Source organism: Extensimonas vulgaris, assembly GCF_003337425.1.
In the GTDB taxonomy this organism is placed as follows: Bacteria; Pseudomonadota; Gammaproteobacteria; order Burkholderiales; family Burkholderiaceae_C; genus Extensimonas; species Extensimonas vulgaris.
Map to the genome: position 1 here is coordinate 47542 of NZ_QPJU01000008.1, position 24981 is coordinate 72522.

Genomic DNA, 24981 nt, shown 5'->3' on the forward strand with positions numbered 1-24981 from the left:
GTGCAACGCTCAGCGCACGAGCAGCACCGGCACTTTGCAGTGCGCGAGCACCGAGGTCGCGACCGAGCCCATGACCAAGGTGGCGAGCGCACCGTGGCCGTGCGAGCCCATCACGATCAGGTCGAACTTGCCCTCCTCGGCCTCTTGGGCGATGGTTTCACCGATCGGGCCGACCTTGACGCGGCGCTCGGCCTGCACGCCGTGGCGTTCGAGAAAGGTGCACACGGGCGCGAGGATTTTCTCGGCCTCCTCGGCGTAGTACTGATCGACCACCGCCTTGCCCAGCGCGGCACGCGCACGCGGCGGCAGCGGCGGCTGCACCGTGAGCACGGTGTATTCGTTCGCGCTGGACAACCAATGCTCGTGCGTGACCAGGTAGGCGAGCATTTTTTTGGTGTAGACACTGCCATCGACGGCAAGCAGGATTTTCATGGGGCGTACTCCATCAGCGGAAAAAAGAAAAGAAGCGCGCCGGCATGTTGGTCGTTTTTTTCTACGCGCCTGCCCATCATAAAGTGAGCACGCACTGTGGCTGGAACTGCGCCTGCTCGCCTTTTTGCGCGTAACCGAGTGGGTTGGCGACGACACGGCAACGCCAGGCCGCGCCCGTGTCGGTGTGGCCGCTCGCGACGTAGTCGCTGGGCGCATGCAAATGGCCGTGCAGCCACAGCTGCGCCTGCGGCAGCAAGGCGTCGAGCGCATTGCAAAAGCCCGCCGTGCCCGGCGTGAGGCCGTAGCGCGGATCGGCGCTGCGCAGACTGGGCGCGAAGTGCGTGACCACGACCGTGGGCCCGGCAAAAGGCTGCGCAAGTGCGTTGCGCAGCCAGGCCTGGCATTCGAGCGCCTGCGCGCGCACGGCCTCGGCGAGAAAAGGGCGGCCCGCGCGCGTCGTGCCGGTTTTGCGCAAATAAAAATCGGCCGCACGAAAGGCTTTTTCGCGCTGTTTGAGCAAGTGCGCGAGCGCATGGCCCGCGGCTTTGCCGGCGGGCAGCGTGGTGAGCGCATCGAAATCGCTCCACAGCGTGGTGCCTATGAAGCGCACGTCGCCCAACACCACGGTCTCGCGTTCGAGCCAGACGAGCCCCAACTGCGCGCAGCTGCGGCGCAGGCGCTCGTGCGCGGCGTCGAAGTCCTGCGCGTCGTATTCGTGGTTGCCCGGCACGAACAGCACAGGCACGGGCCAGTTGGCAAAGCGTTCGAGCCCGAAGTGTTCGCCTTGCACAGCCGAGCCGCTTTGGTACGAGCCGATATCGCCCGCGAGCACGAGCACATCGGCGTGCGGCGCGGGCTCAGGGATGAACTGCGGGTGCGCCTCGAAATGCAGGTCTGAGAGCAGCTGGATGCGCATCGGCGCGCGCCCTCTTTTGATTAAACCCAGATTGTCCATTAGGCGGTGCTTCGCACCTACGCGGGCGTTGGCGGACGTCTGCCGGTCATTTTGGCCGCGGCTTCGGCGTCCATGGCACTGGCCATGGACTTCTCACCCGCAACCAAACTGCCACGCCAGCCGCCTCGCCACCATCCCGCGTCCTAATGAACAATCTGGGTTAAAAATGCCTCTCCCGGCAATGCCGGCGTGCGCTAGCTGCTACTTTTATAGAAGCATCGCGACGCTGGCAACGCGCGTCTCAAGCCGCGGCCAAGTGCTGCTCCATCGCCGCTTTGGTGGCGAGCAGCTCCTTGGGCAGATGGTAGGCCAGCATGTCGAACAATTCGGCGTGCAGTTTGAACTCCTCGGCCCAGGCAGCCTTGTCGATGTGCGTGACGGCCTCGAACTGCGCGGGCGTGAAGTCCAGGCCCTGCCAGTTGATCTCGGCGTACTGCGGCGCGATGCCGAACATGGTCTCATGCCCCTGCGCGCGGCCTTCGATGCGGTCGATCATCCACTTGAGCACGCGCATGTTCTCGCCGTAGCCGGGCCAGACGAACTGGCCTTCGGCATTTTTGCGGAACCAGTTGACGCAAAAGATGTTGGGCAGCGTGTGCCCCAGGCGCTCGAGCTTGTGCTCCATGTCCAGCCAGTGCTGGAAGTAGTCGCTCATGTTGTAGCCGCAAAACGGCAGCATCGCGAATGGGTCGCGGCGCACCACGCCTTGCGCGCCGAAGGCGGCCGCGGTGGTCTCCGAGCCCATGGTCGCAGCCATGTAGACGCCCTCCATCCAGTTGCGCGCCTCGGTCACGAGCGGCACCGTGGTCGAGCGGCGCCCGCCGAAGATGAAAGCGTCGATCGGCACGCCGTTCGGGTCGTCCCACTGCGGGTCGAGCGCGGGGTTGTTGGTCGCAGCCACGGTGAAGCGCGAGTTCGGGTGCGCAGCCTTGCGGCCGGCCTTGCCGTCCTCGGGCGTCCAGTCCTTGCCCTGCCAGTCGAGCAGGTGCGCAGGCAATGCACCCGTGTCTTTTTCGAGCCCCTCCCACCACACGTCGCCGTCGTCGGTCAAGGCCACGTTGGTGAAGATCACGTCCTGGTGCAGGCTGGCCAGGCAGTTGGGGTTGGTGAGGTGGTTGGTGCCCGGCGCGACGCCGAAGTAACCGGCCTCGGGGTTGATGGCGTACATCTTGCCGTCGGCGTGCGGCTTGATCCAGGCGATGTCGTCACCGATGGTGGTGACCTTCCAGCCTTGGAAGGCCGGCGGCGGCACGAGCATCGAAAAATTGGTCTTGCCGCAGGCGCTCGGGAAGGCCGCGGCGACGTGGTACTTCTTGCCCTCCGGGCTGGTCACGCCCAGGATCAGCATGTGCTCGGCGAGCCAACCCTGGTCGCGCCCCATGACCGAGGCGATGCGCAGCGCCAGGCATTTCTTGCCCAGCAGCGCGTTGCCGCCGTAGCCCGAGCCATACGACCAGATTTCGCGCGTCTCGGGGTAGTGCACGATGTATTTGGTCGTGGGGTTGCAAGGCCAGGGCTTGTCTTGCTCACCGGGCTGCAGCGGCGCGCCCACGGTGTGCATGCAGGGCACGAAGTCGCCATCGACGCCGAGCACGTCATACACGGCGCGGCCCATGCGCGTCATGAGGCGCTGGTTCACGGCCACGTAGGCGCTGTCGGTCAGCTCGACGCCGATGTGCGCAATGTGCGAGCCCAGCGGCCCCATGCTGAACGGCACCACGTACATGGTGCGCCCGCGCATGCAGCCGTCGAACAGCGGCTGCAGGGTGGCGCGCATCTCGGCCGGGGCCATCCAGTTGTTGGTCGGGCCCGCGTCTTCCTTCTTTTCGGAGCAGATGAAGGTGCGGTCTTCGACGCGCGCCACGTCCGATGGGTCAGACCACGCGAGGTAGCTGCGCGGGCGCTTGGCAGGATTGAGCTTTTTGAAGGTGCCGGCATCGACGAGCTGCTGGCACAGGCGGTCGTACTCTTCTTGCGAGCCGTCGCACCAATAGACGCGGTCGGGCTTGCACAAGGCGGCCATATCGGCCACCCAGGCGAGCAGGCGCGGGTGCTTGACGTAATCCGGGGCGTTGATCTCGAGGCCCTGCATGGTAGGCGCATTCATGGGGGGAGCTTCCTTCCTTCGAAACGGTTTTCAAAGGAAGCGCCCATCAGGGCATCTTGCGCTGGGGCGCGCGGGCGAAGCGGGGCGCTGCCTTTGAAAAACGGCTCGAGTCCGTTGCGGGCAGTCGGCGGGCGGAGACGGGCTGCAGCCTGGGCAGCGTCGAGACGCTGCGACAAGGAGGCCGGACTTTCCACGGGTCGGCTGGGGGTGACGATTTTATGAAGCAAGCCCGCGATTTTTCAAAAATGGAACAAGCATTTCATGCAAAATTTGCATGACTTCATGCAACCTGTTCGCGCCAGCGTTCATATCCGGCTTGTCGCAGCGCACAGGCCGGGCAGTGGCCGCAGCCGTAGCCCCAGGCATGCCGAACACCCCGCTCGCCCAGGTAGCAGGTGTGCGTGTGCTCGATCACGATGTCCACCAGCGCCTGCCCGCCCAGAGCGTGCGCGAGCTCCCAGGTCTGCGCCTTGTCAAGCCACATCAGCGGCGTATCGAAGGTGAAGTGCTGCCCCATGCCCAGCGACACGGCCACCTGCAGCGCTTTGATGGTGTCGTCGCGGCAATCGGGGTAGCCCGAATAATCCGTTTCGCACATGCCGCCCACGAGCGTGTGCAGCCCGCGCCGGTAGCCCAAGGCCGCCGCGAGCTGAAAAAACAGCAAATTGCGCCCCGGCACGAAGGTATTGGGCAAACCCGCGGCATCCATCTGGATCGCCACGTCGCGCGTGAGCGCCGTATCGCTGATGCGCCCCAGCACCGACAGGTCGATCACATGATCCTGGCCCAGGCGCGCGCCCCACACAGGGAATTGCGCACGCAGGGCGCCCAGCACTTGCGTGCGCGCGTGCATCTCCACATGGTGGCGCTGGCCGTAATTGAAGCCCACGGTTTCCACCAACGCAAAGCGCTCGAGCGCCCAGGCCAGGCAGGTCGTGGAATCCTGCCCACCCGAAAAAAGCACCAGTGCATGTCCTGTCCGCATACGAGCCTCCTGGGAGCCTGTCGGACTTTGGAATCGTCGGCTGCGAATGCGCCACAGCGGCCCATTTTTTACCGTCTTCTTGTCCCATAGCACCACTATGGGGCGGCGAATCCGGCAAAAACTGGCCTCGCTGGGGCGCATTCTCGCTCTCGACGCCCAAAGTCCGACAGGCTCCTTGGTTCGCAGACGCAAAAAAGCCCCGCCGCGCGGGGCCCGGGGTGCGTGAAATGAAAACGTGCTCAGAGGCCGAGGGTTTGTCGGCCGCGGCCGAAACCTCGCCCTCTCAGGTCATGCTGACGGCGATGAAAGCCAGCAAAAACATCATGATCGCGCCCACGATGGGCAGCACGATGGGCACCACGGAGGTGACTTCCTCGGCGGGATCGGCGGATTCGTGGTCTGTCGGCTGGGCTGCGTGCGAAGCATTGGACATGGCGGGGTCTCCCAAAAGGCGAAAAACTGGCGTCGATTCTAACGAAGCCCAGAGCCGCACAATCCAGCCGCACAATCCAGCCGCATGGCCCGCACGGGGATTGCGGTGCACAATCGGGGATGTCAAACCTAACGAACCTTTGGTAGTTTCGCTCTCATGCCGTCGCAAATCCCTCCCTCCCTTGGCGAACCGCAGACTTTTCTCCGTCGGCGCTCGCTGCTGCAGCTCACCATCGCGGGCGCCGGCGCGGTGCTCTTGCCGACCGCCCGGGCGCAAACCTATCCTGCCAAACCCATCACCCTCGTCGTCCCCTTCCCGCCCGGCGGCCCGACCGACATGGTGGCGCGCGTGCTGGCGCAGAAGATGTCCGAGCAGATGGGCCAGTCGATCGTGATCGACAACAAGCCCGGCGCCAACGGCAACATCGGCGCCACAGCCGTGAGCCGCGCGCCTGCCGATGGCTACACGGTGCTCTACAACACCTCGTCGATCACTCTGAGCCCGGCGCTCTACAAGAGCCTGAGCTACGACGTGCGGCGCGACTTCGCCCCGGTCGTCCTCACCGCCGTGGTGCCCCTCGTCCTGGTGGTGCATCCGGGCCTGCCGGTGAATGACGTGCGCGAGTTCGTCGCCTATGTCAAGGCGCACCCGGGCAAGTTGTCGTATGCCTCGGCAGGCAATGGCAACGTGACGCACCTTGCGGCGTTTCAGCTGCTGCAAGGACTGGGTCTGGAAGCAACGCATGTGCCCTACCGCGGCAGCGCGCCTGCCGACGTGGACTTGGTGGCCGGACAAGTCCAGTTCATGACCGACACCATCAATTCGGTGCTGCCCTTCATCAAAGACAAGCGCCTGAAACTGCTGGCCGTGGCCTCGCCCAGACGCCTGGCCTTGTTTCCCCAGGTGCCCACGATCGCCGAGACGGTGCTGCCCGGCTTCGAAGCCGGCGCGTGGCAAGGCATGATGGTTCCCGCCGCCACGCCGCCTGCGATCGTCAAGCGCCTTAACGCCGAAGCCCTCAAAGCGCTGCAAAGCGCCGAGGTGCGCGACAAACTGGCCCAGCAGGGTGCAGAGCCGCTGGGCTCCACTCCCGAGGAATACGCCGCTTACCTCCAGAAAGAGCTGGCCCGCTGGACCAAAGTAGTCAAGGCCACGGGGGTCACGCTCGATTGAGACGAGGTTTTCTGCCAGGTTGCTCCACAAACACCATGAAACCCATCCCTCACCTCCCTTTCCTTTCCCACCCCGAGGTTTCGGCATGAACCAGCTTTCTTCTTTGGACCTCACCGCCATCCCGGCTGAAGACGAGGCGCTGCGGCCGCAGGTGCGCGCTTTTGTGGCCGAGGCGCTCAAGGACGTCCCCGCGCACATCCGCGCCAAGTCGTGGATGGGCTGCGACGCCGCGTTCAGCCGCGCGCTCGCGCGCCAGGGCTGGCTGGGCGTGACGTTTCCGCCCGCCTACGGCGGCGCCGGGCGCAGCGCGTTTGCGCGCTATGTACTGGTGGAAGAATTCCTCAACTTCGGCGCGCCCGTGGGCTTGCACTGGATCGCCGACCGGCAAAGCGGGCCGCTGCTGCTCAAGTACGGCAGTGAGGCGCAAAAGCAGTTTTACCTGCCCAAAATCTGCCGCGCCGAGGCCTTTTTTTGCATCGGCATGAGCGAGCCGGGCTCGGGCTCGGATCTGGCCAGCGTGCGCACGCGCGCCGAGCGCAACGCGCAGGGCTGGCTGCTCAACGGGCAAAAAATCTGGACCTCCAACGCGCACAACTGCCACTACATGATCGCGCTCGTGCGCACCAGCGGCACACCGCAGGATAGGCACCAGGGGCTGTCGCAGCTCATCGTCGATCTGTCGCTGCCCGGCGTCACGGTGCGCCCGATCACCGACCTGACCGGCGACCAGCATTTTTGCGAGGTGTTTTTCGACAACGTGCAGCTCGCACCCGACGCGCTCGTGGGCGAGGAGGGCAAGGGCTGGGAACAGGTCACGGCCGAGCTCGCGTTCGAGCGCAGCGGGCCCGAGCGCCTGTATTCGAGCATCGTGCTCTTCGACACCTGGCTCGCCTACATCCGCACGCCCGCAGGCCACACGCCGGCGGCCCAGCGCCTGGCGGGCAAGATCATGGGCCAGCTCGCGCCGCTGCGCGCGCTCTCGATCGCCGTGACGGAAAAGCTCACGCGCGGCGAGAGCCCCATCGTCGAGGCCGCGCTGGTCAAAGACCTGGGCACGGGCGTGGAGCAGCTCATCCCTGCGGCGATCGCCGACGACCTGTTCGCGCGCAGCGACAGCGACGCGGTGCCGCTGGAGCTGCTGCAGACGCTCAACTACGTGACGCTGATGGCGCCGAGTTTCTCGCTGCGCGGCGGCACGCGCGACATCCTGCGCGGCATGATCGCGCGCGGCCTGGGGCTGCGCTGAAGCGCCCTGGCGCGCACCCCTGCCGCCCGCAGTTTTTTGCAAATTTTGATATCGAATCGATAGCTGCTTGCGCTGAACCTATAAGCGCTATATGCCTATTTTGCATCAAGGATTTTGCAATGCTTTCAATAGCATTTTTGACACCTTGCGCGAAGCAGCATGCACCACAGGAGCGGGACCATGGATGACCTTTTTTCCGACGCCGTACAGCAGTTGCTGAGCGCGCAATGCACGCCGCAGGTGGTGCGTGCGATCGAAGCCGGGGGCGCACACGCGGCGCTGTGGCAGCAGCTCGAAGACGCCGGCTTTGCCGATGCGCTCGTGCCCGAATCGGCAGGCGGCGCGGGCCTGGGCCTGGCCGACGTGCAAGGCGTGCTCATGCAGTGCGGCGCGCACGCGCTGCCGCTGCCACTCGGCGAAACCCTGCTCGCGCGCGGCCTGCTCGCAGCTGCCGGCGTGGCGCGGCCCGCGGGCGCGATCACGCTCGCCGAAGCCAGTGCCGCCAGCAGCGCTGGGGGCGGCGCGCTGCGCTGTGCCAACGTGCACCTGGGTGCGGTGGCCGACTGGGTGCTGGTGGCGCGCCTGGACCCGTCTGGCCAGGGCGCGTGCCGGCTGCTGCCCACGGTCAGCGCCGAACGCCAGCCTGCGGGCTTTTGCCTGGACGCCACCTTGCAATGGCCGGCAAATGCGTGGGACACGGCCACGCCCGTGCCCGGCTTGCACAATCTGCGCACGCTGCAGGCCGCGCTCTACGCCGCGCAGATCGCGGGCGCGCTCATGGCCGTGTTCACGCGCACGCTGCAGTACGCGAACGAGCGCCAGCAGTTCGGCAAGCCGATCGGCAAGTTCCAGGCCATACAGCACCAGCTCGCCGTGATCTCCGAGCACTGCTTTGCCGCGCGCATGGCGGCGCAACTGGGCCTGCGCGCGCGCGGCGTGCAGCCCGAGCGCCTGCGCGCCGCCGTGGCCAAGGCGCGCACCAGCGAGGCCGCGCTCGAAGTCGCAGCGCTCGCCCACTCGATCCACGGCGCCATCGGCTTCACGGCCGAATTCGACCTGCAGCTCTACACGCGCCGCCTGCACAACTGGCGCCAGGCGGCGGGCTCCGAGTCGTACTGGCACGACGTGGTCGGCCAGGCGCTGCTCGGGCGCAACGACGCGCTGAGCCTGGACCTGCTGCGCGCCGTGACCGACGTGGCTTGAGTTATTTTTGCCGTCAATCCCTTTATCCACAAACCCTTTTAGCTACCAAACCATGAGCAATCCATTCCTCAAAATCACGCGCGACGGCGCCATCGTCACGCTGACCATGAACCAGCCCGAGACACGCAACGCGCTCACGGGCAACACGGCCGTGGCCGAATTCGTGCAGGCCTGCGCCGACATCGCGCTCGACCGCAGCGTGCGCGCGGTCATCGTCACGGGCGCCGACCCGGCCTTCTGCTCGGGTGGCAACGTCAAGGACATGCTGCGCTTTCAAAGCCCCGACCTGCAGCCCGAAGCCATCCGCGAGGAATACCGCAACGGTATCCAGCGCCTGCCCAAGGCGCTCTACCACCTCGACGTTCCCGTGATCGCTGCCGTCAACGGCCCCGCGATCGGCGCCGGGCTGGACCTGAGCTGCATGTGCGACATCCGCATCGCCTCGGAAAAAGCCACTTTTGCCGAGAGCTTCGTCAAGGTCGGCATCGTCCCCGGCGACGGCGGCGCCTGGCTGCTGCCGCGCGCCGTGGGCATGTCCAAGGCGGCCGAGATGGCCTTCACGGGCGAGGCGCTCGACGCGCAGCAGGCGCTGGCCTGCGGCCTGGTGTCGCGCGTGGTGCCGCACGAGCGCCTGCTGGACGAGGCGCACGCGCTCGCCCGCAAGATCGCCGCCAACCCCGGCGGCGTGCTGCGCATGACCAAGCGACTGCTGCGCGAGGGCGAACGCAGCTCGCTCGAATCGTTGCTCGAACTCTCGGCTGCCTACCAGGCGCTCGCGCACACCACGGCCGACCACCACGAGGCCGTGCGCGCCTTCATCGAAAAGCGCGCGCCGCGCTTCGTGGGCTGACTGGATTGCTGGGGTCACGGTGGGCGCGCAGGCCCGGGCATCCCGCGCTCCGCACAAGTCCGTCGTAGCGCGTGCCTGCCGCCTGCAGGCGGCCTCACTTCGGGTCCAGCCCCATCAGCTTGGCGATGAGGTTGCGCTGCACCTGCGAAGTGCCCGCGGTGATCGTGGTCACGCGCGCGTCGCGGAAGTGCCGCTGCATGTCGAACTCCTTGATGTAGCCGTAGCCGCCCATGATCTGCATGCCGTTGTTGGCGGCGCGCACATAGGCTTCGGAGCCGAACAGCTTGGCCATGGACAGCACCTTGAGCGCGTCCTTGCCCTGCGCGAGCAGCCAGGCGGAGTGCAGCATCAGCAGACGGCTCGCCTCGACGTCGGTCTGCATGTCGGCGAGCATGTGCGCAATCGCCTGAAAGTTGCCGATCGGCTTGCCGAACTGCTTGCGCTCCTTGGCGTAGGCCAGCGCCTGATCGACCACGTCCTGCGCGGCGCCGCAGTAGGCCGCGGTGGTCATGAGGCGTTCGAGCTGCAGGCCCGAGAGCATGTAGTCCCAGCCGCGGTTGGGCTCGCCGACGATGCAATCGGCCGGAATGCGCACGTTGTCGAAAAACACCTCGTAGGTGCCGAGCGAGCGCCGCCCCAGCGTGTCGAGCTTGCGCAGCCGTATGCCCGGCAGCGTGTTGTCCACGAGAAACAGCGAGATGCCCTTGCGGTAGTGCACGCTGTTGTCGGTCTTGGCGTAGAGCGAAATGATGTTGTTCTTGGCGCCTGCGCCGGTGGAAAACACCTTTTGCCCGTTGATCACCCATTCGTCACCCTCGCGCCGCGCAAAGGTGCGCATGGCGCCGGCGTCCGAGCCCGCGTCAGGCTCGGTCATGGAGATCGACATGCGGATCTCGCCCGACATCAGCTTGGGCAGATAGTGGCGCTTTTGCGCCTCGCTGCCGTTGTGCAGCAGATTGAGGCCGTTGAACACCGAGGTGCCGTAGGCGCCCATGAGGTCGTAGCTCTTGCGCCCGAGCTCCTCGGCGATGATGACGAAGTCGATCACGTTGCCGCCGAGGCCACCGTACTGCTCGGGGAAGACCATGCTGATCAGGCCCATTTCGACGATCGCGTCATAGACCTCGTAGGGGTAGCGCGCCTCTTCGTCCATCGCACGCACGTAGGCAGGCGTGGCGATGCGGTCGAGCATCTTGCGCACGCTCTCGCGCAGCATGTTCTGTTCTTCGGTGAAGCTGAAATCCATCGGGTGTCCTTTCGCGCCGCGGCGTGCGGAGTCGGATAGCTACATTTTTAATAGCTATTTTCTACCTATGAAACAGCCACTCAGCGCTCATTCGATAAGCGCAAGCAGCTCCTTTTTTCGCAGCAAAATCCTTGCCTCAATCGCGCCGCTGGTTGAAGCTGCGGCCATAGACGATGGAGGCGATGGTGTTGCGCAGAATCTCCACCGTGCCGCCGCCGAGCGCAAAGCCGCGCGAGTCGCGCACCATGCGCTCGAGCGGGAAGTCGCGCGTGAAGCCGTAGTGGCCGTGGATCTGCAGCGCCTCGTTGGTCACGCGCTGCACCATTTCGTTCGCGTAGAGCTTGGCCTGCGCGGCCGCGAGCGGGTTCGGAAAGCCGTTTTCGAGGTGCGTGGCCGCGTGGTGCACCATGAGCCGCGTGGCGTGGATTTGCGTGGCCATGTCGGCGATCTTCCACTGGATGCCCTGGAATTCGCAGATCGGCCGCCCGAACTGGTGCCGCTCCTTGGAGTAGGCCACGGCGAGCTCGAGCGCCTCGTGCGCCACGCCCAGGCACATCGCGGCGTTGCCCACGCGCTCGGGCCCAAAGGAGCTCATGAGCACGCGAAAGCTCTTGGTCGAGTTTTCGTCACCGACCATGAGCACGTTTTCCTTGGGGATGTGCACGTTGTCGAAATACAGCTCGGCCTCGGCCACGCCGCGCCCGCCCATCTTGCGATCCGGTTTGCCGACGGTAAAGCCCGGCATGCCTTTTTCGACGATCACCGCGCCTATGCCGTAGGCGCCCTTGGTCTTGCCAAAGCGCGCGAACACGAGGATGTGCGTGGCCAGGTGGCCGCCCGTGCAGAACACCTTGTGCCCGTTGAGGCGCCAGCCGTCGCCGTCGGGCGTGACCGAAGTCACCATGTCGGTGGTGGCCGAGCCGGCGCCGGGCTCGCTCATGCCGATGCCAAACATGTATTCGCCCGACACGCACTTGGGCAGCAGGCGCTTTTTCTGCTCCTCGGAGCCCAGAATCTCGATCGCGCGCGAGGGGCCGTTGATCGCGATCTGGCACACGAGCGCGGTGTTGAAGCATACGCGCGAGATTTCTTCGAGGAACACCGTCGCGTGCAAGATCGACAGGCCCGAGCCGCCGTACTGCTCGGGGATTACCAGGCCCAGGTAGCCGAGCTTGGCGAGCAGCTCGCGGTTCTCCCGCGGGAATTCTTCTTTTTCGTCCCAGTACGCGGCCTTGGCGGCAAACGCATCGACGGCAAACTTGCGCACCGCCGCACGAAACTCTTCGAGCTCGCCGGCGGGAATGGGGGGTGATGTCATGGTGTCTTGCTCTCAAATTGGAGGCGGCCGGTGGCCGCCGAGGAATAAGCGCAGCGCCAATGCCGGCCGCACCTGCGGCACCCAAAACTTCAGGAGCCGGTGAACTTGGGCGGGCGCTTTTCCAGGAAAGCCTTGACGCCCTCTTTGTGGTCGAGGGTCACGAGCAGCTGGTTTTGCACGTGCGATTCGAGCTCGAGGAAGGTGTCGAAATTCACCCCCGCCGCGCCCACGAACATGCACTTGCCCATGCCCAGCGCGAGCGTGGCCGACTGCGCCCAGTCGCTCGCGAGCTCCATCGCGCGCGCTTCGAGCCGCTCGTCCTCGACGAGCTCGGTCACGAGGTCGAGCTTCGCCGCCTCCTCGCCCGAAAGCATGCGCCCCGAGAGCACCAGCTCCTTCGCGCGCAGCACGCCCACGTACTGACTCAGCAGAAACACCGAGCCGCCGTCGGGCGCCAGGCCCACCTTCTTGAACACCTGCCCGAATCTGGCCTGCGGCGAGGCGAGGATGTAGTCGCACGCCATGGCCAGGCTCCAGCCCACGCCCACGGCGGGCCCGCGCACGGCCGCGAGGATGGGCTTTTCGAGGTGCACCATGGCGCGCAGCATGGAATGCGCCACATGCAGCCGGTGCCGACCGCCGCGAATGTCCGCCTTGCCCATGGAGCTCACATCCGAGCCCGCGCAAAACGCATTGCCCGCGCCGGTCAGAACGACGGCGCGCACGGCGTCATCGTCGGCAAAGCCGCGAAAAGCGTCGAGCAGCTGCAGCTTCATGTCGTTGGTGAGCGCGTTCTTCTGCGCCGGGTTGTCTATGGTGACCTTGGCGACACCGCCTTCGGTTTCTATGCGAATCGTCATTGCTTGATCTCCTTGTCTCCTTGGCATGGCTGCTGCGAACGGCCTGCTCTCGAACCCCCTACTTGCGCCGAGCGTCAAGTCGGTTTACCCGGCCCGGGGCCGTCTGGCGTCGGGACTCAGCCGAACTGTGGCTTGCGTTTTTCGCGGAAGGCCGAAACGCCCTCTTTGACGTCCTCGGTCAGGAACAGGAACGGGAACGCATCGGCCGCATAGCGCATTTCGTCGCCACCCAGGCCCCGGTTGTAGAACGATTTGGCCATCTCCACGGCCATGCGCGGTTTGGCTGCGAGCTTTTCGGCGAAGGCCGTCGCTTCTTCGAGCAGCTTTTCGTGCGGCACGGTGCGCAGCGCAATGCCCAGGCGCACGGCCTCGGCTGCGTCTATGGGCTCGCCGAGCATGCTCAACTCTTTGGCCTTGGGACGGCCGACGATCTCGTGCAGGCGCACCACGGCAAAGCCCGGCAGCAGGCCCAGTTGAATTTCAGGCACGCCGAACTTGGCACGCTCGGAGGCGAGGATGAAGTCGCAGGCAATCGCGAGCTCGAAACCGCCGCCGAAAGCCATGCCGTTGACGGCCGCGATCAAGGGTTTGCGGCAGCGCTCGGGCGACTGCAAAAACGGCAGGATGGTGGCGATGAACTGGCGCGTCTGCTCGGGGGTTTCAGGGAAGCCGCTGATGTCGGCTCCCGCGCAAAAAGCCTTGTCGCCGCGGCCCGTGATGATGCCGACGCGGATTTCATCGTCGGCCTCGATCTTGGCCAGGCTCTCGGTCACGCCCTCGCGGATGCCCGCGGACAAGGCGTTGAGCTTGGAAGGCTCATCGAGGGTGATGTAGGCGATCCGCCCCTTTTTTTCGAATTCGACGCTGCCGATGCGCATGCTGTGCCTCCTGTGGAAAAGCCCATTTATAACAAACGTTCGGTAGTTTGTCACTGCCCAGCGCAATTTCGGCGCGCCCGCAAAAAAAGGCCGGCAAGCCCGTTCGGCTTGCCGGCCCTCGTCGATGGCGACCGCTTTGGCTGCGTCGGTGCGTCAGTCCGCCGTCGCCTCTTCAGGCTCCGCGGGCTCCGAACGCGCCAGGCGATCCTTCTTGGGCAACGCCGTGATGTCGAGCACCACTTCGTCCTTGTCGTCCAGATCGACCGTGAGGCGCCCGCCCTCGGTCAGGCGGCCAAACAGCAGCTCGTCGGCCAGCGCACGGCGTATCGTGTCCTGGATCAGGCGTTGCATGGGCCGCGCGCCCATGAGCGGGTCGAACCCCTTCTTCGCGAGGTACTTGCGCAGCTTGTCGGTGAAGGTGACCTCGACCTTCTTCTCGGCGAGCTGCTGCTCGAGCTGCAGCAGGAACTTGTCCACCACGCGCAGGATGACTTGCTCGTCGAGCGGCTTGAAGCTCACGATGGCATCGAGCCGGTTGCGGAACTCGGGCGTGAACAGGCGCTTGATGTCGCCCATTTCGTCGCCCGCCTGGCGCTGCGTCGTGAAGCCAATCGTGGCCTTGTTCATGGTCTCGGCGCCCGCGTTCGTCGTCATGATGATGATGACGTTGCGGAAGTCGGCCTTGCGCCCGTTGTTGTCCGTGAGCGTGCCATGGTCCATTACCTGCAGCAGCACGTTGAAGATGTCCGGGTGCGCTTTTTCGATCTCGTCAAGCAGCAGCACGGCATGCGGCTTCTTGCTGATGGCCTCGGTGAGCAGCCCGCCCTGATCGAACCCCACGTAGCCCGGCGGCGCGCCGATCAGGCGGCTCACGGCGTGGCGCTCCATGTATTCGGACATGTCGAAGCGGATCAGCTCGATGCCGAGGATGTAGGCCAGCTGGCGCGCAGCCTCGGTCTTACCCACGCCCGTGGGGCCGCTGAACAGGAACGAGCCGATCGGCTTGTCCGGCTTGCCCAGACCCGAGCGCGCCATCTTCACGGCGCTGGCGAGCACTTCGAGCGCCTTGTCCTGGCCGAACACCACGCTCTTCAGGTCGCGCTCGAGCGTCTGCAGCTTGCCGCGGTCGTCGTTCGAGACGCTCGCAGGCGGAATGCGCGCGATCTTGGCGACGATCTCTTCGATCTCGGACTTGCCGATGGTCTTCTTGCGCTTGCTCGGCGTGAGGATGCGCTGCGCCGCACCGGCCTCGTCGATCACGTCGATGGCCTTGTCGGGCAGGTGGCGGTCGTTGATGTATTTGGCCGACAGCTCGGCGGCAGCCTGCAGTGCGGTGGCCGAATACTTCACGCTGTGGTGCTCCTCGAAGCGCGACTTGAGCCCCTTGAGGATGTCTATGGTTTCGGCCACGCTGGGCTCGACCACGTCGATCTTCTGGAAGCGCCGCGACAGGGCCGCGTCTTTTTCGAAGATGCCGCGGTATTCGCTGAACGTGGTCGCGCCAATGCACTTGAGCTGGCCGCTCGAGAGCGCCGGCTTGAGCAGGTTGGACGCATCGAGCGTGCCGCCCGAGGCCGCGCCCGCGCCGATCAGCGTGTGGATTTCGTCGATGAACAAAATGCCCTTGGGCTTGTCCTTGAGCGCCTTGAGCACGCCTTTGAGGCGCTGCTCGAAGTCGCCGCGGTACTTGGTGCCTGCGAGCAGCGCACCCATGTCGAGCGCGTACACGGTGGCGTCGGCGAGGATTTCGGGCACGTCGCCCTGCGTGATGCGCCAGGCCAGTCCCTCGGCGATGGCCGTCTTGCCCACGCCCGCCTCGCCCACGAGCAGCGGGTTGTTCTTGCGCCGGCGGCAGAGGATCTGGATGGTGCGCTCGACCTCGTAGTGGCGGCCGATCAGCGGGTCGATCTTGCCCTCTTTGGCGAGCTGGTTGAGGTTTTGCGTGAACTGGTCGAGCGGCGAGGCCTTTTCGCTGCGCTCGCTGCCGGCGCCCTCTTCCGCCTCATGCGAGCTTTCGGGCTTGGCGGGCTCGGACGGCTCGCCCTTGCGGATGCCGTGCGCGATGAAGTTGACCACGTCCAGGCGCGTCACGCCCTGCTGGTGCAGGTAATACACGGCGTGCGAGTCCTTTTCGCCGAAGATCGCGACGAGCACATTCGCGCCCGTGACTTCCTTCTTGCCGTTGCCGGTGGACTGCACGTGCATGATCGCGCGCTGGATCACGCGCTGAAAGCCCAGCGTGGGTTGGGTATCGACCTCGTCGGTACCCGCCACCTGCGGCGTGTTGTCTTTGATGAAGTTGGAGAGCGCCGCGCGCAGGTCGTCGATGTTGGCGGCGCATGCGCGCAGCACCTCGGCTGCGCTGGGGTTATCGAGCAATGCAAGCAGCAGATGCTCCACGGTGATGAATTCGTGGCGCTGCTGACGGGCCTCGACGAAGGCCATGTGCAAGCTGACTTCCAGTTCCTGGGCAATCATATGAACTCCTTTGTGCTTGCGAGGAAGGGATATTTATAAACCGATATGAATGAGCCCTCAATGCACGGGCTCACTGACACATTGCAAAGGGTGCCCGGCCTGGTTCGCGGCATCGAGCACCTGTTCCACCTTGGTGCTTGCAACGTCGCGCGAATACACGCCGCAAACGCCTTTGCCCTCGAGGTGGATTTTGAGCATGATCTGCGTGGCCGTCTCCAGGTCTTTGCCGAAAAACTCCTGCAGCACCACGACGACGAACTCCATGGGCGTGTAGTCGTCGTTGAGCATCACCACCTGGTACATCTTGGGTGGCTCGGTCTTTTGCGGCACTCTTTCGAGGACGACGGCGTCACCATCGTCCGAAACGGGCCGGACGACGGGCGGCGTGAGAGGAGGGGACGGAGATTGCGTAGCCATGAAAATCATTCTAGCGACCCGCAAGGATCGCTGTCTGCTGACGGATGTAATGCCGGCAAAGCCGAATTCAAGCGGGCGGCAAGCAAAAAATGGGCCCGCGTCGATTCGCCGCATCACTCATACACGACCGACGCCGCCTGCCCTTCGGTTTGCGCACTCCAGGCGGCCAAGGCCGCGTCCGACGGAAAGATGCGACAGGCGTCGCCCAACTGCAGCTCGGCCACGGCCGCACCCTGCCCATCGGTGCAGCGCAGCGCAAGGCGCACGCGCAGACCGTGCAGCAGCTCGGCCTCGGGCGTGGCCTCGCGGCGCGGGGGAAATTCACCGAGCAGGCGCGCCACGTCGGGCCGCTGCGCGCCCAGGGGCACGTGCAGGTATTTGCCGAAGCGGCAGCGCGCCGCAGGCAAGTCCCACACCTGCTGCACCTTGAGGCGCAAGCCGCCGCTGAAATGGTCCTGCTGCACACGGCCGCTCACGACGATGAACTCGTCCTCCTTGAGCTGGTTGCGGCAGGCGTTCAGCAGGGCTTCGTCGGCCGAGGCCTCGATCACGCCCGACTTGTCGTCGAGGCGAAACAGCCCCATCTTGCCGCGCTGGCCGTTGATCACGCGAAAGTCGCTCACGATGCCGGCAAGCAGCTGCGGCTCGCGGCTGTCCTGCAGCTCGGCAATCGGCGTGCGCACGAAGCGGCGCACCTCGGCGGCAACCTCGTCGAACAAGTGGCCCGAGAGGTAAAAACCCACCGCCGTTTTCTCGTGCATGAGGCGCTCGCGCACGCCCCAGGGCGGCACCGCCACGAGCTCGGGCTCTTGCGTGCTCGAGCCCTGCGCGTCGTCGCCCATGAGGTCGAACAGGCCGCCCTGGTTGGCGTTCGCGAGCGTCACGGCGGCAAACTCGAACGCGCGGTCTATGGACGCGACGAGCGCGGCGCGGTCGGGGTGCAGCGCATCGAAGGCGCCGGCCTTGACCAGCGCCTCGACGGTGCGCTTGTTCAGGCGCGTGCGATCGACGCGCACGCAAAAGTCGAACAGGCTCTGGAACGGCCCTGCCACCCCGCCTTGCGGCCCGCTGCCGCGCCCTTCGCGCGCCGCGACGATGGCCTCGATCGCCTGCTGCCCCGTGCCCTTGACGGCGCCCAGGCCGTAGCGGATCACCGCGTCGCTGACCGGCTCGAAACGGTAGCTGCCGCGGTTGACGTCGGGCGGCTCGAAGCGGATGCCGAACTTCTGCGCGTCCTCGAACAACACCTTGAGCTTGTCGGTGTCGTCCATTTCTATGGTCATGTTGGCGCAGAAGAACTCGGCCGTGTAGTGCACCTTGAGCCAGGCCGTGTGGTAGGCCAGCAGCGAGTACGCGGCCGCGTGCGACTTGTTGAAGCCGTAGCCCGCGAACTTCTCCATGAGGTCGAAGACCTCGTCGGCCTTTTGCTCGCTGATGCCGTTCTTGGCCGCACCCTCGCGGAAGATGGCGCGGTGCTGTGCCATTTCCTCGGGCTTTTTCTTGCCCATGGCGCGGCGCAGCATGTCGGCGCCACCGAGCGAATAACCGCCCAGCACCTGCGCGGTCTGCATCACCTGCTCCTGATAGACCATGATGCCGTAGGTCTCGGCCAGCACCTTTTCGACCAGCGGGTGTGGGTACTCGACGGGCTCCTTGCCGTGCTTGCGCGCGACGAAGCTCGGGATCAGGTCCATGGGGCCGGGGCGGTAAAGCGCGTTCAGCGCGATCAGGTCTTCGAGCCGCGTGGGCCGCGCCTCGCGCAGCATGCCCTGCATGCCCCGGCTTTCAAACTGGAACACGGCCTCGGTCTTGCCCTCCTGGAACAGCCGGTAGGTCGCAGGGTCGTCGAGCGGGATCTGCTCGAACGCAAAATGCTCCTGCCCCTGGTGGCGCTGCACGATGAATTCGCGCGCAAGCTCCAGAATCGTCAGCGTGGCCAGCCCCAGAAAGTCGAACTTCACGAGGCCGATGGCCTCCACGTCGTCCTTGTCGTACTGGCTCACGGCCGAGTCGCTGCCGGGCTGCTGGTACAGCGGGCAAAAATCGGTGAGCTTGCCCGGCGCGATCAGCACCCCGCCCGCGTGCATGCCCACGTTGCGCGTGAGACCCTCGAGCTTTTGCGCGAGCGCGAGCAGGGTCTTGACCTCGTCCTCGCGCGCCAGGCGCTCGGCCAGCACCGGCTCGGCCTCGATCGCCCCGGCGATGGTGATGTGCTGGCCCGGCTTGTTCGGGATCAGCTTGCTGATGCCGTCGCAAAAGGAGTAGCTCATGTCCAGCACCCGGCCCACGTCGCGGATCGCCGCGCGCGCCGCCATGGTGCCGAAGGTGGCGATCTGGCTCACCGCGTCCTTGCCGTACTTTTCCTTGACGTAGTCGATCACCCGGTCGCGGTTGGCCTGGCAGAAATCGATGTCGAAGTCGGGCATGGACACGCGCTCGGGGTTCAGGAAGCGCTCGAACAGCAAGTTGTATTGCAGCGGGTCGAGGTCCGTGATCTTGAGCGCATACGCCACCAGCGAGCCCGCACCCGAGCCGCGCCCCGGCCCCACGGGGCAGGCGTGGTTCTTGGCCCAGTTGATGAAGTCGCTCACGATCAAAAAGTAGCCCGGAAAGCCCATCTTCAAAATGGTGGCTATCTCGAACTCCAGGCGCTCCACGTAGCGCGGACGCTGGCGCTCACGCTCGGCGGCATCGGGGTACAGCTGCGCCAGGCGCTGCTCCAGCCCCTCGAACGAGGCGATGCGAAAGTATTCATCGATCGGCATGCCGCCGGGCGTGGGGTAGTCGGGCAACTGAGGCTTGCCGAGCACCAGGCTCAGGTTGCAGCGGCGCGCGATCTCCAGGGTGTTTTCGAGCGCCGAGGGCAGGTCGGCAAACAGCGCCTGCATCTGGGCCTGCGACTTGAAATACTGCTCGCGCGTGAACCGGCGCACGCGCCGCTGGTTGCCCAAAATCTCCCCTTCGGCGATGCACACGCGCGCCTCGTGCGCCTCATAGTCGTCTTCGGTGGCGAACTGCACCGGGTGCGTGGCCACCACGGGCAGCCCGAGCCGCGCTGCGAGCTGCACCGCCGCCGTGACGTGGGCCTCGTCGTCGGCGCGCCCGGCGCGCTGCAGCTCCAGGTAAAAGCGGTGCGCAAAGATGCCAGCCAGCCGCAACGCGAGTTGCGCCGCACCCGCCTCATCGCCCTTGCGCAGCGCCTGCCCCACGGGCCCGGCCTGCGCACCCGAGAGCGCGATCAGCCCCGCGTTCAGCTCCTGCAGCCATTCCCAGGTGCACACGCCTTGCGCCTTGACCACGTTGCGCGTCCAGGCGCGCGTGAGCAGCTCGCACAGGTTGAGATACCCCTCACGGTTTTGCACCAGCAGCAGCATGCGGCTGGGCGCCGCGCCGGCCTCGCCTTCGACGCAAACCTCGGCGCCCAGAATCGGCTTGACCCCTTTGCCGCGCAGCGCCTTGTAAAACTTGATGGCGCCGAAAAGGTTGTTCAGGTCCGTAACCGCCAGCGCCGGCTGCCCATCCGCAGCCGCCGCCTGGGCCAGATCATCGATACGCAAGGTGCCGTCAACGACGGAAAATTCAGTGTGCAGGCGCAGGTGGACAAACATGGCCGGCATTGTAGAAAACCGCCCCTGCCGCAGTCCGGGGAATTGGGGTCAGGGGAATTGGGGTCAGAATTGGGGTCAGATTCGAATTAAATGCTGACCGCCGGAGGGATCAAATGCCCTCGCCCAGATCCACGGGAAGAAGCGGCGTTTGGGGGCTTCATGCGTCCAAAGGCAGAAAGCGGGTGCATCGTTTTCTGCCTCAAGGACGGTGCGGGTGTGGCGCAGTCTCAATTGCTGGCCGGCCTCCAAAAAATAATCGTGCGGATCGCCGGTTTGGGTCACCCAGAGTCGTCCCGACTTTACGGTGAGCACTGTCCCGTCTTGCGGCTTCAGGCGCACCGTCTGGCCTGGGTGTATGACGCATTGGATTGCGTGTGTGGACATAGTGGCCTCCATGTAGATAGCGCCACTGTCCATCGAATCAGCTCTGGAAAAAAGACACAGAAAACCGCCAGGATGTGCTGCGCAAGAGGCTTCATTCGACCCTCTGTATGGCCGCAAACTCCGGCAATCTGTACTGGTTCATCTCTGACTTCGAGGCGCATAGAACCAGTACATTTACTGCACCATGAACGTCGAGACGCAGCATTCCCCTCTGCCGCTCTATGCACAGATCGCGCAACGGATGGCGCATTTGATCGACAGCCGGGCGTTCAAGCCCGGGCAGCGCTTGCCGTCGGTGCGTGACCTCGCGGCCACCAACGGTGTGTCTATTTCCACGGCCGTACAGGCTTTGCGCTGGCTGGAGGAGCGCAAACTCGTCGCGGCAAAACCCAAGGCCGGTTATTTCGTGACGCCGGCTGGCAAGGCGCCAGCGCTGCCGGCGGTCAGCCGTCCACCGCGACACAGCCTGCTCGTCGAACGCCAGAGCCGCGCAGAACTGATTTTCACGGTCACTGACGCCACCCACGCGATAAGCTTTGGTGGTGCTTGCCCCAAGGATCCAACCTTTTTCGACGAAGCCAGGGTGCGCACAGCGATCCACCGCGCCACGCGCGTGCACCGCTCCACCCTGGTGGAATACAACGATTCCCCCGGTACTTCGGCCCTGCGTGAAGCGGTGGCCCAGAGGGCGTTTCACCTCGGATGCCAGCTCAAGGCCGACGACATCGTGGTGACGGCCAGCTGCATTCATGCCGTCAGTTTGTGCCTGCGGGCAGTAACCAAACCAGGTGACATCGTGGCCCTGGAGTCACCGACGCACTTCGGCTTTTTGGACTTGCTCGAATCGCTGAATCTGCGCGCGCTCGAAATTCCCACACATCCGAAGGACGGCATTTCGCTGGCGGCGCTGCAGCTGGCCTTGGACACACAGCCGGTCAAGGCCGTGCTGGTGGTTCCCACCCTTTCCAATCCGCTCGGCTCAGTGATGCGCCACGCCGATAAACAGGCTCTGGTCAAAATGCTGGCCGAGAAGCAAATCCCGCTGATCGAGGACGTGGTCTTCAACGACCTCCTGGCTTCGGATGAACGGCGCAGGGCGGCCAAGTCTTTTGATGTCGATGGCGGCGTGATGGTCTGCGGCTCGTTTTCCAAGACGGTTGCGCCCGGTGTCCGTCTGGGTTGGGTCGAAGCAGGTCAGTGGAAAGAGTCTGTGCATCGGCTGAAGCGGGTGCATGGCATTGCGACCAACCAGGTGCTCGAGTACGCGCTGGCAGACCTGGTAACGCAGGTAGGTTATGAGTCCCGCATTCGCCGTCTGAGCGACCACATGCGCATGCGCCTGGCAGAGGCGAGAAAGCTCATCGCCGCGAGTTTTCCGAAGGGAACGCGGGTCAGTGCACCACCTTCCGGGTTCACTTTGTGGCTGGAGTTGCCACAACCGTGCAACACCATGGTCTTGTTTCATGCATGCCGGGAGGAAGGTATCGTTTTCAGCCCAGGCTCCCTTTTCAGCGCCACCGACCGTTTCGATCACTGCCTGCGCCTGAGCTTTGCCGGATGCTGGTCCGACACAGAGCGGCGTGCCTTGTGCCGTATCGGTGAGTTGTCCAGGCAATCCTTTTGACCCGGGAAAACCGGAGACGGCAAATCGGAATCTCCTCCAAAGCCCCCATCAACCGCGCCCACGCACCCAGGCAACGAAGCGCAGCCGGTATTCGGGCACCAGCCAGAAGATGGCGCCGGTCACCGCGGCATTGGCCAGCCCGGTGAGCAGAAACAGCTGCGCGATGGAAAAGCCGCTTTGCAGCAGCGCCCCGGCGATGAGCGCGCTGGCCACCATGAACAGTGCGTTCAGGATGTTGTTGGCCGCGATGATGCGTGCGCGGTGCGTGGGCGCGCTGCGCAGCTGGATCAGCGCGTACATGGGCACGCTGTAAAGCCCCGCACTGAGGCTGAGCAGCGCCAGGTCCGCCATCACGCGCCAGTGCGCGGCCTGCGCCAAAAAGCTGCGCAGCGTGTGCACCGCACCCGCGGCCAGATCCGTACCCCCGTACGCACCAAGGCCCGCCGGCGGCGCCAGCCCGCGCGTGGCAAAGTAAAGATCGACGGCAAACACCGTCATGCCGATGGCGCCCAGCGGCACCAGGCCGATTTCCACATGCCGGTGCGAGAGCCTTTCGCACAGCAGCGAGCCCATCCCTATGCCCACCGAAAACACCACCAGCAGCAGCGACGCCACCTGCTCGTTGCCGTGCAGCACCTCCTTGGCAAAGGCCGGGAAATTGCTCAAAAACGTGGCGCCGAAGAACCACATCCACGAAATGCCCAGCAGCGAACGGAACACCAGCACTTGCGAATGCGCCAGCTTCAGGTTGCGCCAGGTTTCGCGAAAAGGATTCCAGCAGATGCGCAGACCGGGGTCGGTGGCCGGCGCCGGGGGGATGCGCTGCGCCGCCATGCGCCCGGCCAAGGCCAGCGCCACGCAGGCCGCAGCCACGTACCCATGCCCCAGCTGCGGCAGCGCCACCAGCAGACCACCGGCGACGTTGCCGAGCAAAATGGCCACGAAGGTGCCTGCCTCCACCACGCCGTTGCCGCCCGTGAGCTCGCGCTCATCGAGCACCTGCGGCAGGTAGGCGTACTTGACCGGTCCGAACAGCGTGGAGTGCAGCCCCATCAAAAACACGCAGGCCAGCAGCACCGGCACCTGCTCCACCATGAAAGCCCAGGCCGCGAGCGCCATGATGGCGATTTCCAGGTTCTTGACCACGCGCATCAGCGTGGCCTTGTCGAACTTGTCTGCGAGCTGCCCGCTGGTGGCCGAAAACAGCACGAACGGCAGGATGAACAGCGCTCCGATCACCACCCCCGCGAGCACGGGCGGCAGCCACGCCACGTGCAGCTGGTAGGTCACCAGCACCGTGAGCGCGAACTTGAACAGGTTGTCATTGGCCGCGCCCGCAAACTGCGTCCAGAAAAACGGCGCAAAGCGGCGCTCGCGCAACAGTGCGAATTGGTTGTGCCGCTGGATTCGATCAGGCTCGGGCTGGGCTGCAGTCATGGGCGTTCATCGGCGTCAGATTCCAATGGTCTGCACAAGGCTCGGGGCACCCCAAAAACACCGCCCTTCCAACACAGGCCGAGATTCAGAAACTCAAATCCACCCGCAATGGCCCCATCAATACGCAGCCGCAGGAATCGGCGCCAGCGGCGGCGTCACGTCGCCGCATTGGGCGCGGTGGCGCAGGGCGTGATCCATGAGCACGATTGCGAGCAGGGCTTCGGCGATCGGGGCGGCGCGTATGCCTACGCAGGGGTCGTGGCGGCCTTTGGTGATGACTTCAGTGCTGTGGCCGCGGATGTCTATGGACTCGCGCGGCGTGAGGATGGAGCTGGTGGGCTTGATGGCCAGGCTGACTTCGATGTCCTGCCCCGTGCTGATGCCGCCGAGCACGCCGCCGGCGTTGTTGCCGCGAAAGCCCTGCGGCGTGAGCGCGTCGCCATGCGTGCTGCCGCGCTGCGCCACGCTCGCGAAGCCCGCGCCGATTTCCACGCCTTTGACGGCGTTCAGGCCCATCATGGCGTGGGCGATGTCGGCGTCGAGCTTGTCGTAGATCGGTTCGCCCAGGCCCACGGGCACGCCCGTGGCCTGAACGCGGATGCGTGCGCCGCACGAGTCGCCGGTCTTGCGCAGCGCGTCCATATATTCTTCATAGCGCGCAACGTCGGCCACGGGCGCGAAAAACGGGTTTTGTGGCACGTATTCCCAGCCCTCGAACGGGATCGGCAGCTCGCCCAGTTGCGTCATGCAGGCGCGGATTTGGGTGCCGTAGTGCAGCGCGAGCCATTTTCTGGCCACGGCGCCGGCGGCCACGGTGGGCGCGGTGAGGCGCGCCGACGAGCGCCCGCCGCCGCGTGGATCGCGGATGCCGTATTTTTGCCAGTAGCTGTAGTCGGCGTGGCCGGGGCGAAAGCTCTGCGCGATCTCGTGGTAGTCCTTGCTGCGCTGGTCGGTGTTGCGGATCAAGAGCGCGATCGGCGTGCCCGTGGTCTGGCCCTCATACACGCCCGAGAGGATTTCGACGCGGTCGGGCTCGTTGCGCTGCGTGACGTGACGGCTCGTGCCGGGGCGGCGCCGGTCCAGGTCGGCCTGGATGTCGGCCTCGGTGAGCGGCATGCCGGGCGGGCAGCCGTCGATCACGCAGCCTATGGCCGGGCCGTGGGATTCGCCAAAATTGGTGACGCAGAAAAGGGTGCCTAGGGTGTTGCCGCTCATGGGCTGCGATTATCCGCGAGCCCGGCGGCCCCGACACGGCCTCAAAATGGCCTTGCGCGGCGCGCCAATCACTATCGCAAAGAGAGCTGCTCACGCAGGCTGAATGCGCACCAGAGGCCAATTTGGCTTATG

General features: G+C 65.2%; 19 protein-coding genes and 1 pseudogene. 5 read left to right on the forward strand and 15 right to left on the reverse strand.

From position 1 onward, the window contains the following. Positions 1-9 precede the first annotated feature (9 nt). From DFR45_RS11170 to DFR45_RS14540, 5 genes are all read right to left on the reverse strand, one after another. Entirely contained in the window at positions 10-432 is a 423-nt protein-coding gene (locus tag DFR45_RS11170; protein WP_114483828.1) for a universal stress protein, read from the reverse strand. Between the two features lie 76 nt (positions 433-508). Beyond that, positions 509-1348 (reverse strand): metallophosphoesterase, encoded by an 840-nt coding sequence (locus DFR45_RS11175; RefSeq protein ID WP_114483829.1) that lies wholly within the window; start codon positions 1346-1348, stop codon positions 509-511. Positions 1349-1628: 280 nt separating this feature from the next. Then, positions 1629-3494: a phosphoenolpyruvate carboxykinase (GTP) gene (locus DFR45_RS11180; RefSeq protein ID WP_114483830.1), complete on the reverse strand. Its 1866-nt coding sequence runs from the start codon at positions 3492-3494 to the stop codon at positions 1629-1631. 280 nt (positions 3495-3774) lie between these two features. Then, positions 3775-4479, reverse strand: a complete 705-nt coding sequence (gene queC / locus DFR45_RS11185; protein WP_114483831.1) for a 7-cyano-7-deazaguanine synthase QueC — start codon at positions 4477-4479, stop codon at positions 3775-3777. Between the two features lie 283 nt (positions 4480-4762). Then, entirely contained in the window at positions 4763-4912 is a 150-nt protein-coding gene (locus tag DFR45_RS14540) for a hypothetical protein (RefSeq protein WP_170132853.1), read from the reverse strand. 156 nt (positions 4913-5068) lie between these two features. Between DFR45_RS14540 and DFR45_RS11190 the strand changes: the two genes are divergently transcribed. From DFR45_RS11190 to DFR45_RS11205, 4 genes are all read left to right on the forward strand, one after another. Further along, entirely contained in the window at positions 5069-6085 is a 1017-nt protein-coding gene (locus tag DFR45_RS11190) for a Bug family tripartite tricarboxylate transporter substrate binding protein (protein ID WP_114483832.1), read from the forward strand. Positions 6086-6170: 85 nt separating this feature from the next. Further along, positions 6171-7331, forward strand: coding sequence for an acyl-CoA dehydrogenase family protein (locus DFR45_RS11195; protein WP_114483833.1), 1161 nt, complete (start codon positions 6171-6173; stop codon positions 7329-7331). Between the two features lie 180 nt (positions 7332-7511). Then, a complete protein-coding gene (locus DFR45_RS11200; protein ID WP_114483834.1) occupies positions 7512-8534 on the forward strand; it encodes an acyl-CoA dehydrogenase family protein in 1023 nt (340 codons plus the stop codon). A 52-nt stretch (positions 8535-8586) separates the two neighbouring features. Then, complete coding sequence (locus DFR45_RS11205) at positions 8587-9384, forward strand: crotonase/enoyl-CoA hydratase family protein (RefSeq protein ID WP_114483835.1); 798 nt, start codon at positions 8587-8589, stop codon at positions 9382-9384. 94 nt (positions 9385-9478) lie between these two features. On the opposite strand, the gene DFR45_RS11210 is transcribed toward DFR45_RS11205, so the two are convergent. From DFR45_RS11210 to DFR45_RS11245, 8 genes are all read right to left on the reverse strand, one after another. Continuing rightward, on the reverse strand, positions 9479-10630 hold the full coding sequence (locus DFR45_RS11210) for an acyl-CoA dehydrogenase family protein (RefSeq protein WP_114483836.1): 1152 nt from the start codon (positions 10628-10630) through the stop codon (positions 9479-9481). A gap of 136 nt (positions 10631-10766) precedes the next feature. After that, positions 10767-11948, reverse strand: coding sequence for an acyl-CoA dehydrogenase family protein (locus DFR45_RS11215; RefSeq protein WP_114483837.1), 1182 nt, complete (start codon positions 11946-11948; stop codon positions 10767-10769). 89 nt (positions 11949-12037) lie between these two features. Then, positions 12038-12808, reverse strand: a complete 771-nt coding sequence (locus tag DFR45_RS11220) for an enoyl-CoA hydratase/isomerase family protein (RefSeq protein WP_114483838.1) — start codon at positions 12806-12808, stop codon at positions 12038-12040. Positions 12809-12924: 116 nt separating this feature from the next. Further along, a complete protein-coding gene (locus tag DFR45_RS11225) occupies positions 12925-13686 on the reverse strand; it encodes an enoyl-CoA hydratase/isomerase family protein (RefSeq protein ID WP_174564692.1) in 762 nt (253 codons plus the stop codon). A 153-nt stretch (positions 13687-13839) separates the two neighbouring features. Then, on the reverse strand, positions 13840-16164 hold the full coding sequence (gene clpA, locus DFR45_RS11230; protein ID WP_114483839.1) for an ATP-dependent Clp protease ATP-binding subunit ClpA: 2325 nt from the start codon (positions 16162-16164) through the stop codon (positions 13840-13842). A 57-nt stretch (positions 16165-16221) separates the two neighbouring features. Beyond that, positions 16222-16581: an ATP-dependent Clp protease adapter ClpS gene (clpS, locus tag DFR45_RS11235; RefSeq protein ID WP_114483925.1), complete on the reverse strand. Its 360-nt coding sequence runs from the start codon at positions 16579-16581 to the stop codon at positions 16222-16224. Positions 16582-16694: 113 nt separating this feature from the next. Next, a complete protein-coding gene (gene dnaE, locus DFR45_RS11240) occupies positions 16695-20189 on the reverse strand; it encodes a DNA polymerase III subunit alpha (RefSeq protein ID WP_114483926.1) in 3495 nt (1164 codons plus the stop codon). A 75-nt stretch (positions 20190-20264) separates the two neighbouring features. Then, a complete protein-coding gene (locus tag DFR45_RS11245; protein ID WP_158636995.1) occupies positions 20265-20573 on the reverse strand; it encodes a DUF2917 domain-containing protein in 309 nt (102 codons plus the stop codon). Positions 20574-20757: 184 nt separating this feature from the next. Here DFR45_RS11245 and DFR45_RS11250 point away from each other — a divergent pair, with 184 nt between their 5' ends. After that, the gene (locus tag DFR45_RS11250; RefSeq protein ID WP_114483841.1) at positions 20758-22197 is read left to right on the forward strand and encodes an aminotransferase-like domain-containing protein; all 1440 of its coding nucleotides are present in this window, start codon (positions 20758-20760) and stop codon (positions 22195-22197) included. A gap of 54 nt (positions 22198-22251) precedes the next feature. On the opposite strand, the pseudogene DFR45_RS11255 reads toward DFR45_RS11250, so the two are convergent. Together DFR45_RS11255 and aroC are read right to left on the reverse strand one after the other, a co-directional pair. Then, positions 22252-23634 (reverse strand): annotated as a pseudogene (locus tag DFR45_RS11255) (MFS transporter); the annotation flags it as partial. Between the two features lie 117 nt (positions 23635-23751). Further along, positions 23752-24849 carry a chorismate synthase gene (gene aroC / locus DFR45_RS11260; RefSeq protein WP_114483843.1) on the reverse strand — a complete coding sequence of 366 codons (1098 nt, stop codon included), beginning with the start codon at positions 24847-24849 and terminating at the stop codon, positions 23752-23754. Positions 24850-24981: the final 132 nt, after the last annotated feature.